The sequence below is a fragment of the Streptomyces roseoviridis genome, from assembly GCF_039535235.1.
Classification (GTDB): domain Bacteria; phylum Actinomycetota; class Actinomycetes; order Streptomycetales; family Streptomycetaceae; genus Streptomyces; species Streptomyces roseoviridis.
In genome coordinates this window covers 7,153,325-7,169,340 of sequence record NZ_BAAAWU010000001.1, presented here as the reverse complement: position 1 = coordinate 7,169,340, position 16,016 = coordinate 7,153,325, and the positions used below count along the sequence as shown (strand labels likewise).

Here is a 16,016-nt window from a genome sequence, read left to right as displayed (position 1 = left end):
CGGTGGACCTGGCGGGTTCACCGGCCGTCGGCGGCGGCAGGGGGCGCACGGCCGGGTCGCGGAGAGAGCACTGGGCGGTGGCCAGGCGGTCACCGGCTCACGTTCACCGGCTCAACTTCCGCTGGAGCGCCGCGAGGGCGCCGGCGTGGCGGCCGGGCACGGCGCGGCGCAGTTCGACCAGTGCGGGTCCCAACGCCCGGGCTCTGGCCGGGTCCTGGATCTGCTCCCACTGGTGATGGGCCCGGTCCACCGCGCCCTCGACGTCCGGCTCGTCCGGTCCCTGCCGCATCCCCAGCCGGGCCTGCGCGGCGGCGATCCACAGCTCGCAGCTCCTCGCCGGCTCGCCCGCGAGCCGCGCCAGGTCCGCCCGCACCTCCACCCAGTGCACGGCCTCGCCGGACCGTGGGCCGTACCGCCGCAGCGCATCGCTCTCCCACGCGGCGGCCATCGCCGCCGCCTCCCCGTGCCGCCCGGCCATCGCCGCCGCGAGAATCGCCGGATGCGGATCCGCGTCCGCCGCGGGCCGCGTCTGCCCGGGCGCGTGCGTGGGGCGCGGCGGGATGGAGACGGCACCCTTGGCCGACGGCGCGGGACCGGCGGGCCGGGACCCGCTGGGCGCCACGCGGGGCGCGGCGGAGGCGGTGAGGCCGACCGACGGCGCCGGTGCGGGCGCAACCGGGGCGGCGCCGTTGTCCGACGGCGCGGGGCGGGACTCGGCGGGAGCGGCGGCGCTGCCCGACGGCGCGGGGCGGGACTCGGCGGGAACGATGGCGCTGCCCGACGGCGCGGGGCGGGACTCGGCGGGGCCAGCACCGTTGTCCGAGGGCGGAGGCAACGGTGACGGGCGGGAGCCCGTGGGCAACGGCCCGTCACCCGCGCCACGCGGCGCGGCCTGCGGCTCGACCTCTGCGCCCGCCCCGCCAGGAGCGGCGGCTACGGTGGCGCGGCCCGTCGACGCAGGCGCGGGCTCGACGGAAGCAGTGGCTCCGCCCGGCGAAGCCGGCACGGGGCGGGCTGCGGCCACGAACGAGCGGCCGTCCGCGCCATGTTGTGCGGCCCGCAGCTCGTCGGCTCCGTCCCTCTCGCGGGGCGGGACGGTGTCCGTCGCCCCGGCCGGGGTTGCTTCGGCGCGGGCTGCGGCCGGTGGCGCCGGCACTCCGGTCGCTCCGTCGGATCGCGGCCGTACGACCTCCGCACCCACAGCGGACGCGGCATCGGCCGCCTCGGTGAGTCGGCGGCCCGGTGCGCCGCCGACCGTACGGTCGGCCTGCACGGCGGCGGACGTCTGCGGGCTGCGGGACACCGACGAGTCGTCACCGTCGGCCCCAGCCCCAGCCTCAGCCGCAGTTGTAGTTGCAGTTGCAGTTGCAGTCCGAGTCGCAGTCCCAGCCGCAGTCGCAGTCGCAGTCACCGCTAGGCCGTCCGCCAGCGAAGTCGCCCCCGCCTCAAGTCCACCGAGCGGCGTGCCCGCCGGCGTGTCGGCCTCGGCCGAGTTCTCCGCCACCACCGCTCCGGCCGGGCCACGAACGCCTCCCCGCGACGACGCCTCGCGGTCGACGCCCGCGGACGGCGGGCCGCCGTCGACCCTCGACGCCGCACCCGCGCCGACCGCGGCCCCGGCCGCGACCGGCTCACTCACCGCCGCCCTCGAGCCGGCAGAAACGCCCGGTGAAGGCGGCACGGACAGCCAGCCGCCGTCCAGGTCACCCCGCGGAGTGCCGGCCCCAGCCACCGCGCCGGCCACAGCACCGGTCGCCACCGGCTCATCCGCCGTCGTCCCAACCGTGACCGACGCGTCCGCCCCGGACCCGGCAGCGGCCGTCGGAACGCCCCTGCCAGTCAAGCCAGACGGCGGGCCGTCGAGGACGCCCGGCGGCACCGCCGCCACCGCAGCGGCCGCGGCCGCCACAACCGGCTCACCCGCCGCCTTCCGCAGCACGGCGGCAGGCCGGGCGAGCCCCGCGCCGGTCGACGCGGCGCCGTCACCGTCGGCGGCAGTCTCCGTCGCTCCGCCGGCACGGGGCCCGGTGCTCAGCACAACCGGCTCAGCCACTGCCCCCGGGACGGCGCTCTCCGGAGGCGCGGCGGTGTGCGCCGCGGCGCGCGGAGCCGGCGTCGTGCTCGCGGGTTCCGGGGAACCGAGCGGCACCGGCGGCCCGTCGGCGAGCGGGCGGGAGGGCGCGGCGGTGCCCAGGCGGTGGGTGGGCGGGGACTCCAGGAGGGAGACGGGGGCGGCCTGGGCCGAGGGGGCCGACGGAGAGGGCGGGGCGGCGAAGGGCGGCTGGGGGGCGGGCGGGGACAGGAGGACCGTCTGCGTCTGCGGGGTCGCCTGCGCGGCCGCCGTGGCCGCTTCCGCGTGGAGGACGGGCAGCGGGGGGCGCGCGCCGGTGCGCCAGAGGGTGGCGAAGTGGCGGAGGTAGTCGGGCGTGGTGAGGGCGCCGCGGCGGGGGAAGGGGGTGACCCGGGCGAACAGCGGGACGGCCGGGCCGAGGCCGAGCGCGCCCGGGTCGGCGGCGAGCCGCTGCCAGAGCTCGGGGTCGGCCGCGAGGTCGGCGACGACGGTGGTGGTGCCGGGCCGGCGCGGTGCGAGTTCCGTGGCGAGCCAGTGCCAGGGAAGTCCCGTGTAGCGCAGGGTCGTCGGCGTGCTGCGGGCGAGCGCGAGGTGCGGCAGCCGCTGGCGCCGGTCGGTCTGGAGCTGGCCCGCGAGGTACAGGGCCAGGGGGCCGGGGGCCGCCGCGGCGGCGCGGAGCCGGGTGAGGACGGCCTGCGGGTCGAGGGGGTCCGCCAGTTCGACGACCGTGGCCGTGTCCGTACCGGTGAGCGCGCCGGCCGGCACCGCCGCGAGCGCGGGCAGCACCGACGCCGCGTCCATGGCGCGTCCCCGTCCGGCCGGTGCCGCGGCCAGCAGTAGCGCCGTACCCATTGAGTTCACCTCGTCGCTCACCACAGCAGCACCGTAACCCGTGGCCGTGTGGCCGAATGTCCACTGGTCCCCCTGTGGGCCTTTGACATATGCCAGAAGCACCACCGTATCGAGTGTTGCCAAATGGCTTACGAGGTGAACCGGGCTGTGCCAAAGTCGTACCCGGGCTTCACTTTCCAGACTTGGCCGCGCCACGTCGCCTGCATCGGAGTACGACATGCCGTCCCCTCTCTTCGCGGACCGTCCCGCCCAACCGCCCGAGCCCGGCGCGGTGGACGCGCTCATCTCGCAGACGCGCCGTCTGCGCGGCGAGGTGGACGCGGTGCGCAGGGACGCCGTCACGGACGAGGACGACCCGCAGGGCCGCTGGCAGCGCGCCCTGTGCGATCTGGCCGTCCATCAACTCGACGACCTGCGCGCCCACATGGGCCAGCTGAAGGCGGGGCTGCCCGCGGACCTCGCGGACGCCCCGGCGGCGCCCCAGGACTCCCCCGCGGCCTACGCCGAGCCCGCTCCCCGGCTCACGGGTTCGCTGCTGTCCCGGGTCGGCAGCGCCGAGTGGGACCTGCTCACCGACGACGTGCACTGGTCGGAGGAGCTGTTCCAGATCTTCGGCCGGCCGCAGGAGAGCGGACCGATGTCGCTCGACGAGCTGCCGTCCATGGTGTTCGCCGAGGACCAGCCCGTGCTCCAGGCGATGGTGACGGACTGCCTGATCGACGGGAAGCCGATCGACGGCGAGTTCCGGATCGTCCGCACCGACGGGCGGGTCCGCACGGTGCACATGACGGGCGAGCCGGTGCTGGACGCCGACGGCTGCACGGCTTCCATGTGGGCCGTCTTAAGGGACGTCAGCGAGCTGCGCCGCAGCGAGCGGGCGGTCCGCGAGAGCCGGGACAGCCTCCAGCGCCACCAGCACATCGAGCACACCGAGCGCCGGGTCGCCGTCGAGCTCCAGGAGGCCGTGCTGCCGCCCTGGCGCGGCTCCCTCCGGTTCGCCCACGACGGCCCCGCCCCGCTCGACGTGGCCGGCCACTACCTGCCCGCCGCGAGCACGGGTCTGATCGGCGGCGACTGGTACGACGCGCTGGCACTGCCGGACGGGGACGCGCTGCTGACCGTCGGCGATCTGACCGGTCACGGCGTCGCGGCGACCTCCTCGATGGCGATGCTGCTCGGCGCGCTGCGCGGCATGGCGGTGGCCGGGATCCGGCCGGGCGCCCTGATGGGCCACCTCAACCAGCTCCTGGAGACGTCCGTCCAGCCCGCCCTCGGCAGCGTGCTGTGCTGTCGTTACGATCCGGCCACCCAGACCCTCGCCTGGTCCCAGGCCGGCCATCCCGCCCCGCTGCTGTTCCGCGGCGGAGCGGGACGGGCGCTGACCCGGCCGGAAGGAGTGCTCCTCGGAGCGACGGCCGGTGCGGCGTACGAGGAGGCCGAGACCCGGCTGGTGCCCGGCGACCTGCTGCTGCTGCACACCGACGGCCTGACCCGGACCGACGCCGGCATGGACGACAGCGGTACGGAGCGCCTGCTGGCCCTCGCCCCGCGCCTGGCCGCCGCGCGCGACGCGCAGGAGTGCGTCCGGACGGTGCTGGAGGAGTTCGGCGAGGGGCCGCGCGAGGACGACGCCTGCGTGATGGTGGTCCGGGTCGGAGGCCGGACGACGACCCCGTGACCGGCCAGGCGGACGACCGCGTCACCACCCCGACGGGCGAGCACTGCGGTCGGACGGGCGGCGACGGGGGTCAACGGAGGTCGGGGAGCGACGGGCCGCGGTCCTCGTGGCACGTCGCGCCGTCATCCTGACCACGCCTGGCTCCTCTCACCACGTCTCTCCCGCTCCTCACGCCTCTCACGCCTCCCCGGTCCTGGGGCGGTTCGCTGGCGCCTTCGGGAGGGCGGTCTCGATCTCCTCGCGCAGGTCCTCGATCTTGCTGTAGCCCGCGTACTGCCCGGTCAGCCGGTACATCTCGCGCAGCCGGTCCCAGGTCCGGTGGGATGAGGTGTCGCTCATGGAGACCAGGGCGAGGCGGGCGTAACGGTCCGCCTGTTCCGGGTCGTCGGCGATGAAGAGGGCCGAGGCGAGCGAGATGTGGTCGAAGAGCTTGGAACGGTCGTGCCCGTTGTGGCGCAGGTCGATCGCCAGCTTGGCGTGGCGCTGGGCGGGGACGGCCGCGGCCGGATCGTGTTCGGCGAGGGTGCGGTAGGCGAGCGCCTGCATGCCGTGCAGGTCGGCCTCGTCGAAGTTCTGCATCCAGCTGGGCTTCTCGTCGCCCCGGTCGGACACGAAGAGCTCCTCGGCCTCGCCGAGGGTCCGGCGCATGGCCTGGCCCCGGCCCATCGACGCCTGCGCCCATGCCTCGATGGTGTGGAACATGGCCTGGGTGCGGGGCAGCAGCCGCTCCCCCGCGCCGGACTTGGCCAGCTTCATCAGGTCGAGGGCCTCGTCGGGCCGGCCGAGGTGCACCATCTGGCGGGCGGCGCGGGAGAGCGCCTCGCCGGCGCGGGGGCGGTCGCCGCCCTCGCGGGCCGCGTGCGCGGCGATCACGAAGTACTTCTGGGCGGTGGGCTCCAGGCCGACGTCGTGGGACATCCAGCCGGCCAGGACGGCCAGGTTGGCGGCCACGCCCCACAACCGGCGCTGGAGGTGGTCCGGGTGGTGGTAGGCGAGCATGCCGCCCACCTCGTTGAGCTGGCCGACCACGGCCTTGCGCTGGAGGCCGCCGCCGCGGGAGGCGTCCCAGGCGCGGAAGACCTCGACGGAGCGTTCCAGGGCCTCGATCTCCTCCGACCCGATGGGGGCGGCCTCGTAGCGGTCGTACCCGGCGGGGTCGGCGTGGAGGGGATCGACGGCGCGGGGGGTGGCGCCGGGGCGTGCGGGGTCGGTGTGGAGCCAGTCGTGCATGGCGTTGGTGATTACGGAGCCGGCGGCAAGCGCGGCACCCGCGCCCACCAGGCCGCGTCGGTTGAGCATGAGGTCCATTCCCGTGAATTCGGTGAGGACCGCTGCCGTACGTTCGGGCGCCCAGGGCAGCCCGTCAGGGTTGTCGGTGTTCCTGACGTCCCGCCGTTTGCCGGCGCGCCCGTGTCGTACGAACCCGAGGTCCTCGATGGTCACGACACGGCCGAGTCGCTCGGTGAACAGCGCTGCCAGCACCCGGGGCACGGGATCGCGCGGGGTCTCCCCCATGTCGATCCAGCGCCGCACCCGCGAGGTGTCGGTCGCCAGCTGGGGGTGGCCCATGGCCGCCGCCTGCCGGTTCACGAGTCTCGCGAGTTCGCCCTTGGACCAGCCGGCGAGGCCGAAGAGGTCCGCCAGGCGGGTGTTGGTCTGTCCGGTCACGTCTAAGCCCCCAGGTTCTCGGCTGACTTGACACTAACCCCCTGTCATAGGGCTGGCGACTATTCGCCAGGGTTCGCCAGGGTGCGCCCGATGTTCCGCCACCCGCGGCCGGGTGTCAGGTAGGAACGCGCCACCCCGCCCCGTCGACCGGCCCTCATTTTCCCCAGGGTGCGGATCGGTCGGGCGGGCGGGGCGACGCACGCAACTCGTCGGCGCACGAAGGGATCTGTCTCCTCCATGTACACAGCATCGTCCTCCGTGTCCGCCCCGCCCCGGCCGCTGCACCGCACCATTCCGGCCGGTTCCGGACCGTACCTCGCCCCCGCTCCGACGCAGGGAGCGGCGCGGCCGAGGCGCTGGGCGGGGAGCACCGTCCAGCCGCCCAGCGGGAGGATCGACCTGTCCGGTCCGCAGGGGGCGCAGCTGCGCATGGCCATCGCGTCCGTCCACCGGATCTGCCCGGAGTTCAACCCGGTTCAGGTGCTCCGGCGCAGCGGTCGTTCCGTGCTGATCGTCGGGACGACCGGAAGGACGACGGCGGTCGCGAAGTGTTTACTGGACCACTCCCCCGCGTGGGTCGAGCGGTTCCGTCACGAAATAGCGTCCTACCGCGCGTTCGTCCGGCACCGTCCCCCGGTGCGCGCGCCGCGGCTGATCGCCGCGGACCCGGAGAACTGCACGCTGGTCATCGAGCGGATGCCGGGGCGGGCGGCGGCGTTGAGCCGTCATCCGGTCGAGGCACCGCCCCGCGCGGACGTGCGGGCCGCGCTCGGCGCGATCGCCCGGCTGAACGCCTGGCGGCCGCCGGCCGGGACGTTCGACGCGCCGCTCGACTACGGGGCGCGGATCGCCCGCTACCACGAGCTCGGGCTGTTCACCGACCGGGACCGGGACGACCTGCAGAAGCTGCTGCACGGCCTCGCGCAGGCGGGGGGCCGGCAGGGCATGGGGCAGTTCTGTCACGGTGACGCGCTGTTGTCCAACATGCTGCTCTCGCCGGCCGGTCCGGTGCTCGTCGACTGGGAGCACGCCGGCTGGTACCTGCCGGGCTACGACCTGGCGACGCTGTGGGCGGTGCTCGGTGACGCTCCGCTGGCGCGGCGCCAGATCAGTCAGCTGGCACAGCAGGCGGGGACGGCCTCCAGGGACGCGTTCCTGGTGAACCTGATGATCGTGCTGACCCGGGAGATCCGTACGTACGAGACGGCGGTGCAGCGGACGATCAAGGAGGCGCCGCCGGCCGGTTCGGTCCCGGTGCCCGCCGGGGCGGTCTCGCCCGGCGAGGAGCAGCGGCTGCTGCTGCGGCGGTTGCACGACGACTGCGCCATGGCACGGCGGGCCGTGCGCGCGGCGGTCGGGACGCGCTGAGCGGCTCCGACACGGGACGGGGGTGGGCGCCGCGCGCCCGGTGCCGACACACCGGGCGTGCGGCGCCCTTCGTTCCGCTCCGCGAGGAACACCCCCACAGGTCCACTCCACTGACGCGCCGCAGGCGGGGGCGCCGCCCGCGCGAAACCGCTCTCCGGCCGCTCTGACGTGGGAAATCGCCCGGCATCGAGGGTGATTGACGGATGGTCCGCGAGCCGCTACCCCTGTACGGGTTCGGTTCCGCACGCCCCCGCTTCCCCATCCGTGCCTGGAGGCTGCCTTGCTCCGTTCCACCTCCCTCAGACGGGCCGCGCCCGTCCTGCTGATCCTTCCTCTCCTCTCCGGCGCGCCGTCCGCCGGCGCCGAGGGCCCCGTCGCGGGCTCGCTCCAGGACCAGTTCGCGGCGGCGGCCGAGCGGCACGGCGTCCCGGCCGGTGTGCTGCTGGCCGTGTCGTACCTCCAGTCGCGGTGGGACGCCCACGGCGGCGCGCCGAGCGTGACGGGCGGCTACGGGCCGATGCACCTGACGGACGCGGTGACCGCGCTCGCCGAGGCGCCGCACCACTCGGAGGGCGAGGAGGACGCGCGCGGGGACGAGGCGCGGCCCCCGCGCGTGGGGGCCGGGGCACCGCTGCCGTCGGCGGGTGCGCTGCCGGCGCGGCTGCGGACGCTGGAGCGGGCGGCGGCGCTCACGGGCCGGCCGGCCGAGGAGCTGCGGACCGGTACGGCGGCGAACATCGAGGGCGGCGCGGCGCTGCTGGCCGCGGCACAGCGTGAGGCGGGGCTGCCGGCGAGCGCGGATCCGGCCGACTGGTACGGGGCGGTGGCGCGCTACTCGGGTGCGGAGGACAGCGGCACGGCGGCGGTGTACGCGGACGAGGTGTTCGAGGTGATCCGGGGCGGCGAGTCGCGCCGGACGGACAGCGGGCAGGTGGTGACGCTTCCGGCCGATCCGGACGTGGCACCCGCCAGGGGCCAGCTGGCCGCGCTCGGGCTGCGGGCGCCGGCGAGGGGGCCGGTGGAATGTCCGCCGGAGGTGGCGTGCGAGTGGATCCCGGCGCCCTACGAGGAGTTGGGGGGCGGTGACTACGGCAACCACGACAAGGCGGACCGGCCGGTGTCGCAGTCGGTCGACTACATCGTGATCCACGACACCGAGGCGAGCTGGGACACCACGCTGAAGCTGGTGCAAGATCCGGCGTACGTGTCGTGGCAGTACTCGCTGCGGTCCTCGGACGGGCACATCGCGCAGCACGTGCCGCTGAAGGACGTGGGCTGGCACGCGGGCAACTGGTTCGTGAACGCCAAGTCGGTGGGTCTGGAGCACGAGGGCTTCCTGACGTCGCCGGACTCCTGGTACACGGAGGCGATGTACCGGACGTCGGCGCGTCTGGTGCGCTATCTGGCGAAACGGTACGGCATTCCGCTGGACCGGCAGCACGTGCTCGGCCACGACAACGTGCCGGGGACGGTCGCCTCGACCATCAGGGGCATGCACACCGACCCGGGCCCGTACTGGGACTGGGCGCACTACTTCAAGCTGCTCGGCCGGCCGATCACGCCGAGCGCGGGTCCGGACGCGGGGGTGGTGACCATCCGGCCGGACTACGTCTCGCACCGGCCCCTGTACACGGGGTGCGCGAAGGCGGGGGAGGCGTGCGCGCCGCACGGGAGCGGTGCGGTGCGGCTGCACACCGCTCCGAGCGCCGACGCGCCGCTGGTGAAGGACATCGGTCTGCGGCCGGGCGGGCAGGATTCGACGACCGGGGTCAACGACACGGGCGCGCGCGCCTCGACGGGCCAGAGCTACGCGGTGGCGGAGCGGCGGGGCGACTGGACGGCGGTCTGGTACCTCGGGCAGAAGGCGTGGTTCCACAATCCGCAGGACGGGCCGACGGCGGTGAACGGGCGCGGCCTGGTGCTGACGCCGAGGGAGGGTCTGGCGTCGGTGCCGGTGTACGGGCGGGCGTATCCGGAGGCCGCGGCCTATCCGGCGGGGGTCCCGGTGCAGCCGGTGTCCCCGTTGCCGTACCGGCTGCTCGCCGGTCAGCGGTACGTGGTGGGTGACCGCACCCCGGGCGAGTACTACTACGCACCGGTTTTCGATTCCTCGGGTCACCGGGTCGTCCGGGGCCGGGAGGAGTACTACGAGATCCAGTTCGGCCATCGGGTGGCCTTTGTGAAGGCCGCTGACGTGCGGGTTTCGCAGAGCTGAGGAAGGGGCGGCCGAAACCCGCCCTCCCGTGGGGAAGTGCCGGCGGATCGCGGTCCGGCCGGCACCTCCTCGCGCTCGTATGACTATTGCGGTGTTCGCGTGGGTGCGCGGGCCGAGGGGTAATGCTCGGCCGGACGACCGCACGCGCTCACCGAGAGGCCCCCCTGGCATGGCTCAGCCCTTCGTTCTGCCGGATTTCTACGTCCCGTATCCGGCGCGGCTCAATCCCCATGTCGAGGCGGCCCGCACGCACACGCGGGACTGGGCGCGGGAGATGGGCATGCTGGAGGGCTCCGGCGTCTGGGAGGAGGAGGACCTCCAGGCCCACGACTACGCCCTGTTGTGCTCCTACACCCACCCGGACTGCGACGAGGAGGCCCTGTCCCTCGTCACCGACTGGTACACGTGGGTGTTCTTCTTCGACGACCACTTCCTCGAGGTCTTCAAGCGCACCCAGGACCGGGCCGGCGGCAAGGCGTACCTCGACCGGCTGCCGTCGTTCATGCCCGCCGATCCGGCGGAGGGCATGCCGGAGCCGGCCAACCCGGTGGAGGCTGGTCTGGCGGACCTGTGGCGGCGGACGGTGCCGTCGATGTCGGCGGCCTGGCGCGTGCGCTTCGCGGAGGCGACGGAACACCTGCTGTACGAGTCGCTGTGGGAGCTCGACAACATCAACGAGGGGCGGATCGCCAACCCGGTCGAGTACATCGAGATGCGCCGCAAGGTGGGCGGCGCGCCCTGGTCGGCGGGGCTCGTCGAGTACGCGGCGGGCGCCGAGGTGCCCGAGCGGGTCGCGTACACCCGGCCGCTGCGGGTGCTGCGGGACGCGTTCTCCGACGCGGTCCACCTGCGCAACGACCTCTTCTCGTACCAGCGCGAGGTCGAGGACGAGGGCGAGAACAGCAATGGTGTCCTCGTCCTGGAGAAGTTCCTCGGCTGTACGACGCAGGAAGCGGCCGACGCCGTCAACGACCTGCTGACCTCCCGGCTCCAGCAGTTCGAGAACACCGCGCTGACCGAGGTGCCCGCGCTGTGCGCGGAACACGGGCTCGGGCCGGAGGAGGTGGCGGCCGTCGCCGCCTACACCAAGGGCCTTCAGGACTGGCAGTCCGGCGGTCACGAGTGGCACATGCGCTCCAGCCGGTACATGAACGACGGTATGGTGAGCGGCTCTTCGCGGGCGGACGGGGTGATCGGCACCTCCGCCCTCGACATCCGGAACCTGTTCGGCCGGCCCGCGGCGAGCCGGCTGCGCACGCTCACGCACGTCCCGCACCAGAGGGTGGGGCCGTCGCTGCTGCCGGAGTTCGACCTGCCGTACCCGCTGGCGCTCAGCCCGCACCACGAGGAGGCCAGACGCCGGTCCCTCGACTGGGCGGCGGAGACGGGGCTGCTCGACGACATCTGGGACCGGCCGATGGCCGAGGGCTTCGACCTGGCGCTGTGTTCGGCGGGGCTCGACCCGGACGCCACGGTGGAGGAGCTGGTGCTCAGCGCCGAGTGGCTGACCTGGGGCACCTACGGGGACGACCACTACCCCCTCGTCTTCGGCCGGCCGCGCAACCTGCCGGCCGCCAGGGAGCAGACCGAACGGCTGAAGTCCTGCATGCCGCTGGAGGATCCGGGCGCGGGAGCCGCACTCGCGGTGAACCCGATGGAGCGCTCCCTCGCCGACCTGTGGGCCCGCACGGCCGGCCCGATGGCCCCGGAGGCACGCGCGCAGCTGCGGGCCGCCGTCGACGCGATGCTGGACAGCTGGCTGTGGGAGCTGTACAACCAGGCACAGCACCGCGTCCCGGACCCGGTCGACTACATCGAGATGCGCCGGACCACCTTCGGCTCGGAGCTGACCATGCTGATGTGCCGGCTGCGGCACGCGGAGGCGCTGCCGCCCGAGCTCTACCGCACGGGCACCGTGCGGGCCCTGGAGGGCTCGGTGATGGACTACGCGACCCTGCTCAATGACCTCTTCTCGTACCAGAAGGAGGTCGAGGTCGAGGGCGAGGTGCACAACGGCGTGCTGGTGCTGCAGACGTTCTTCGACTGCGACTATCCGACGGCGGTGGCGATGGTCGACGACCTGATGCGGGGCCGGCTGCGCCAGTACGAGCACCTGAAGAAGCACGAAGTGCCGCTGCTGATCGCCGACTTCGGTCTCGACGAGGCGGGCCGGGCCGCCTTCGCCACGTATCTGCGGGAGTTGGAGGACTGGCTCGCGGGCATCCTCAACTGGCACCGGAGCGTGCGGCGTTACGGGGCCGAGGACGTCCACAGGGGCGCGGGGACGTCCCTGGCGCGGCGGGGGCCGACGGGCCTCGGGACGTCGGCGGCGCGGCTCGCGTCCGCGTACGGTTCGCCGGCGCCGTGACCTCGGCTCCGTGACACGCGAAGGCCGCCCCGTCCTGGACGGGGCGGCCTCGGTGCCGTGGGCCGGGGGGCCGCCGGGCTGTGGTCAGGGGCGCAGTCCGCGGAGCTGGTCGAGCTCGCGGCGGTCCCGCTTGGTGGGACGGCCCGCGCCGCGGTCGCGCACGCCCGCCACGGCGATCTCCTCGCGCGACGGCGGGGGCGGGCTGTTGTCCACGTACGCCTCGGCGGCGACGGACGGGCCGACCCGCTTGGTGAGCAGCTGGCGCACCTCGACGATCCGCTGCCGGCCGCCGTGGAAGACCCGGACCTCGTCGCCCGGCTTCACGGGCTGGGCGGGCTTGGCCCGCTCCCCGTTGACCTTGACGTGCCCGGCCCGGCAGGCCGCGGCGGCCTGGGAACGGGTCTTGGTGAGCCGGACGGCCCAGATCCAGCTGTCGACGCGTGCGCTCATCGGCCCCCGCCTCCCGGTCAGCCCTGCTGGAACAGTTCGGCGGGCAGCGGCTTGAGCAGCGCGTACAGGTCGTCGGTGATGGGGCGGTCCCAACTGGCGATGGTGACCAGGACGTTGTCGCTGCGGTCGAACTGCACGCAGGAGATCCGGCTCTCGGAGAGCTTGAGGCGGCGCACGATGAGCAGGTTGTCGCCCTGCATCACGGGCACGTCCTCCTTGTCGACGACCTCGACCGGCTCGTCGTTCTCCAGGGCGGCGAGCAGCTGCGCCACCTCGAAGGGGACCTGGCCCTCGGCGAGCTCGCGGGCCGGGGAGCCCTCCGGCAGGTTGCCGATGATCATCGCGGGTCCGCGGCCGCCGAACAGGTCGTAGCGGAGGAACACGCCCTGACAGCTGCCGTCGGGGGCCGGGAGCAGGCCGGCGCCGAGATTGCCGGGCCAGTCCCCGGGGTCCATGGCCAGGACGTCGAAGTCCGGGCCCGCGGGTGTGGCGGCGCTGCGGCGGCGGAGGAAGGACATACGGCCATGGTACGTGCCCCGGTGCGGGATGCGGCGCGCCGGGACCCCCCGGCTCGCCGCCTCACGCCGGCCACTGCGGTACGGGGCGGGGCCTGGCGGTGACGGGGAGCGCCTGGCCGGTCGCGGAGGGCGCACCGTACCGGCGGCTGCGGGCGCTGGAGCGGGTGTCGGCGCAGGTGACGACGACGGCGGAGGGTTCGGCGCGCGCGGTGGTGCCCTCCGGGCGCGCGGACGGTCACGGAGCGCCCGTGGAGGTCGGCGCGGGAGAGCCGGTCGGTGGGGCGGGCGAGGCGGCCGGGGGCTTCCCCTCCTGCCGAAGTCCGTGGGGGTGGGTCCGTTCCTCCGGGGTGACGGGGAGGTGGCTGACGGTGGTGGTGTGCTCCGAGAGCTGGGAGGCGTGCTCCAGTTCGACGAGGAGGGCGGCGCGTTCGTCGCGGTCGGGGGGTTCGCGCAGGGCGCGGGCGAGATAGCGGCGGGCGGTGTCGGGTGCGCCCGTCCGCAGGGCCTCCCGCGCGGCGGCGCGCAGATGCCGTACGACCCAGGGGTCGGCGTCCGGATGGGTCTCCACCAGGTGCCGGGCGGCGGCGGTGGAGCCGAGGCCGGTTTCGATGACGCACCAGGCGGCCTGGCCGTGCAGGGCGACGCGGGTGGCGGTGGGGATGGCGTCGTAGACCGCGTCGGCGACGAGCGGGTGGACGAAGGCGAGGGTGCCGGTCCCGTCCCGGCCGGCCCCGTCCTCCTCGCTGCCGTCCCCGTACTCCTCGCTGCCGTCCCCGTCGTGCTCGCTGCCGTCCCCGTCGTCCGCCGCCTCGGCGAGGACGCCGGCGCGGCGCAGCAGTGCCGCGCCCTGGGCGACTTCCTCGTCGGCGAGTCCTGCGACGGCGCCGGCGAGCCGGGGTGAGGTCCCGCTGCCGAGGACGGCGCAGGCCCAGGCGAGGCGGACGGTGGCGGCGCCGAGCCGTTCGATCTTCGTGAGCAGACCGCTGCCCTTGACGGCGGTGGCGAGGTCGGCGGTGGGGTCGAGGCCCCGGTCGCGGATCCGGGCGGCGAGCTGGACGGCATCGAAGGGGTTGCCGGAGGTGACGGCCCAGTACTCGCGGCAGAAGGCGTCGTCGGCGTGGACGCCGATCCGGTCGCGGACGAGCCGGGCGAGGGCGGCGGGGCTGAGCGGCTCCAGGGAGAGGGGCCTGCGGCCGAGTCGCCCGTCCGTGAACTCCGCGCCTTCGGCCGGGAGTTCGTCGGGCCGGTAGGCGACGACCAGCAGGACGGGGAGCTCTTCGGCGCGGGGTGCGAGGGCGGAGAGCCAGTCGAGCGACTCGGGGTCGGCCCTGTGGGCGTCGTCGAGGACGACCACGACGGGGGCGTGGTGCCGGGCGAGGTGGGCGAGGACCCGGTCGAGCCCGTCGCGCACGGCCTCCTGGTCGGGCGGTCCGCCCTCGGCGGGAGCGCCGAGGCCGAGTGCGGGGCCGACGACGTCGTACCGGTCGCCGAGGTGCTTGCGCAGCTCGGTGCGGGCGGCGGCGGAGAGGTGTGGCCGGAGGAGCTGCCGGGCGACGTGGAAGGCGACCCGCTGCTCCTCGTCGCCGCGCGCGGACAGCACCGTGCACCCCCTGGCGGCGGCGCGTCGGCGGATCTCGGCGAGGAGAGTGGTCTTGCCGAGCCCGGCGGGCGCGGCGACGGCGAGCACTCCTCCGCGACGGGCGTCCGTCACGAGGCGTGGGGGGCCGCCGCGCACCACGCGCAGGACCGGCGCCCCGGGCGTGCGCGGAGGCCGGAGGGCACGCACGCCGCCGGCGGCGGACGCATCGACCCGGTCCCGGCCGTGCACCGTCGCGGTCGCGGTCGCGGTCGCGGTCGCGGTCGCGGTCGCCGCAGCATCGCCCTCTCCGCCGCCCACGACGGACGCCGGCTCCGGGTCGAGGCCGGGCACGCTCCCCTGGCGGAGGGGACCGGCGGCGCTCTCGTCGGCCCCCGGCGCGAGACTCCGGCCGGCCGCGACCAGCCGGGCCGTGTACGCGTCCCCCGCGGTGTCTCCGTGTCCGCTCCGGCCCGTGTCCCGCGCGCCGTCCACGGGCGTGCCCGCCGGTGCCGGCCCGCCGCCGTCCGCCGGGCCCACGTCGGCGGCCCGTCCCGCGAGGAGGTTCAACGCCTCCTCGGCAGCCGCGAGTTCGGCCTCGCGCTCGAAGAGACGGAAGCCCTGGCCGGCCGGTCCGCCGGTGTGTGCTGCCATGGTCCACCCCACCCCCACACTGAGGGCGCACGCCCGGCGCACACGGGGGTGCGTCCGGGGCGGTCACCCCGTGAAGTCCCAGCGTACGCCGGGACACACCCCCATCACGAGGGATTGTGGGGGTTGTGTGAAGGGTCTCAGGACCGTCGGGCAAGCGCTTCCAGGACGCCCAAGGCATCGTCCGCTCGGGCGTGTTCGACGAAGAGGTGGTCGTGGTGGTGGCCCGCGACCACGTTGCAGCTCAGACCGGCATCGGCAAGGGCTCCCGCGACGGCGGCGGTCAGTCCTACGGCATCCAGTGCCGAGTGGACGCGCAGGGTGATCCAGCCGGCCACGTAGTCGTAGGCCAGCGAGGCCGCGTCCGCGTCCTCCTGGCGTACGACCATCGTCAGTCCCTCGCGTTCGGCGACGGTGACGACCGGGTCGAGGCCCGCCGGGGCGGGGCCGGCCACCGTGGTGAAGACGTAGCGGCCGGGGTGGAGTTCAGGCCGCATCCCGGCCAGGAGCCGGCCCAGATCGCGCTCAGGGTGCATGGTCGTCACCCTAGGGCCGTCCGGCCGATCGTGCCGGGCTCGCGGCGCCTGTGGCGCGGCCCCGT

The 16,016-nt window shown here is 74.9% G+C and carries 10 protein-coding genes; 4 read left to right on the top strand and 6 right to left on the bottom strand.

Going from position 1 to position 16,016, the window contains the following annotated elements; genetic code table 11:
• Positions 1 to 103 precede the first annotated feature (103 nt).
• On the bottom strand, positions 104 to 2,923 hold the full coding sequence (locus tag ABD954_RS32305) for a hypothetical protein (protein WP_345491439.1): 2,820 nt from the start codon (positions 2,921 to 2,923) through the stop codon (positions 104 to 106).
• Between the two features lie 217 nt (positions 2,924 to 3,140).
• Between ABD954_RS32305 and ABD954_RS32300 the strand changes: the two genes are divergently transcribed.
• Positions 3,141 to 4,601 (top strand): PP2C family protein-serine/threonine phosphatase, encoded by a 1,461-nt coding sequence (locus tag ABD954_RS32300; RefSeq protein ID WP_345491437.1) that lies wholly within the window; start codon positions 3,141 to 3,143, stop codon positions 4,599 to 4,601.
• A gap of 177 nt (positions 4,602 to 4,778) precedes the next feature.
• On the opposite strand, the gene ABD954_RS32295 is transcribed toward ABD954_RS32300, so the two are convergent.
• Positions 4,779 to 6,269, bottom strand: coding sequence for a DNA-binding protein NsdB (locus ABD954_RS32295; RefSeq protein ID WP_345491435.1), 1,491 nt, complete (start codon positions 6,267 to 6,269; stop codon positions 4,779 to 4,781).
• A gap of 237 nt (positions 6,270 to 6,506) precedes the next feature.
• Here ABD954_RS32295 and ABD954_RS32290 point away from each other — a divergent pair, with 237 nt between their 5' ends.
• The 3 genes from ABD954_RS32290 to ABD954_RS32280 all read left to right on the top strand — a co-directional run bounded on the left by ABD954_RS32290 (position 6,507) and on the right by ABD954_RS32280 (position 12,220).
• Positions 6,507 to 7,637: an aminoglycoside phosphotransferase family protein gene (locus tag ABD954_RS32290; RefSeq protein ID WP_345491433.1), complete on the top strand. Its 1,131-nt coding sequence runs from the start codon at positions 6,507 to 6,509 to the stop codon at positions 7,635 to 7,637.
• A 280-nt stretch (positions 7,638 to 7,917) separates the two neighbouring features.
• Entirely contained in the window at positions 7,918 to 9,852 is a 1,935-nt protein-coding gene (locus tag ABD954_RS32285) for an N-acetylmuramoyl-L-alanine amidase (protein WP_345491431.1), read from the top strand.
• A 169-nt stretch (positions 9,853 to 10,021) separates the two neighbouring features.
• The gene (locus ABD954_RS32280) at positions 10,022 to 12,220 is read left to right on the top strand and encodes a terpene synthase family protein (protein WP_345491429.1); all 2,199 of its coding nucleotides are present in this window, start codon (positions 10,022 to 10,024) and stop codon (positions 12,218 to 12,220) included.
• An 84-nt stretch (positions 12,221 to 12,304) separates the two neighbouring features.
• Here the strand turns inward: ABD954_RS32280 and ABD954_RS32275 are convergent, their stop codons facing one another.
• From ABD954_RS32275 to ABD954_RS32260, 4 genes are all read right to left on the bottom strand, one after another.
• Positions 12,305 to 12,670, bottom strand: coding sequence for an RNA-binding S4 domain-containing protein (locus ABD954_RS32275; RefSeq protein WP_345491427.1), 366 nt, complete (start codon positions 12,668 to 12,670; stop codon positions 12,305 to 12,307).
• A gap of 17 nt (positions 12,671 to 12,687) precedes the next feature.
• A complete protein-coding gene (locus tag ABD954_RS32270) occupies positions 12,688 to 13,188 on the bottom strand; it encodes a hypothetical protein (RefSeq protein ID WP_345491425.1) in 501 nt (166 codons plus the stop codon).
• Positions 13,189 to 13,423: 235 nt separating this feature from the next.
• The gene (locus ABD954_RS32265; protein WP_345491423.1) at positions 13,424 to 15,418 is read right to left on the bottom strand and encodes an ATP-binding protein; all 1,995 of its coding nucleotides are present in this window, start codon (positions 15,416 to 15,418) and stop codon (positions 13,424 to 13,426) included.
• A gap of 137 nt (positions 15,419 to 15,555) precedes the next feature.
• Positions 15,556 to 15,951, bottom strand: coding sequence for an ACT domain-containing protein (locus ABD954_RS32260; RefSeq protein ID WP_345491421.1), 396 nt, complete (start codon positions 15,949 to 15,951; stop codon positions 15,556 to 15,558).
• Positions 15,952 to 16,016 lie beyond the last annotated feature (65 nt).

Excerpts from the sequence above, each read along its gene's own strand:
- ABD954_RS32300 (WP_345491437.1), top strand. The coding sequence starts at position 3,141 with ATGCCGTCCCCTCTCTTCGCGGACCGTCCCGCCCAACCGCCCGAGCCC.
- ABD954_RS32265 (WP_345491423.1), bottom strand. The coding sequence starts at position 15,418 with ATGGCAGCACACACCGGCGGACCGGCCGGCCAGGGCTTCCGTCTCTTC.
- ABD954_RS32270 (WP_345491425.1), bottom strand. The coding sequence starts at position 13,188 with ATGTCCTTCCTCCGCCGCCGCAGCGCCGCCACACCCGCGGGCCCGGAC.
- ABD954_RS32275 (WP_345491427.1), bottom strand. The coding sequence starts at position 12,670 with ATGAGCGCACGCGTCGACAGCTGGATCTGGGCCGTCCGGCTCACCAAG.
- ABD954_RS32305 (WP_345491439.1), bottom strand. The coding sequence starts at position 2,923 with ATGGGTACGGCGCTACTGCTGGCCGCGGCACCGGCCGGACGGGGACGC.
- ABD954_RS32280 (WP_345491429.1), top strand. The coding sequence starts at position 10,022 with ATGGCTCAGCCCTTCGTTCTGCCGGATTTCTACGTCCCGTATCCGGCG.
- ABD954_RS32260 (WP_345491421.1), bottom strand. The coding sequence starts at position 15,951 with ATGCACCCTGAGCGCGATCTGGGCCGGCTCCTGGCCGGGATGCGGCCT.
- ABD954_RS32290 (WP_345491433.1), top strand. The coding sequence starts at position 6,507 with ATGTACACAGCATCGTCCTCCGTGTCCGCCCCGCCCCGGCCGCTGCAC.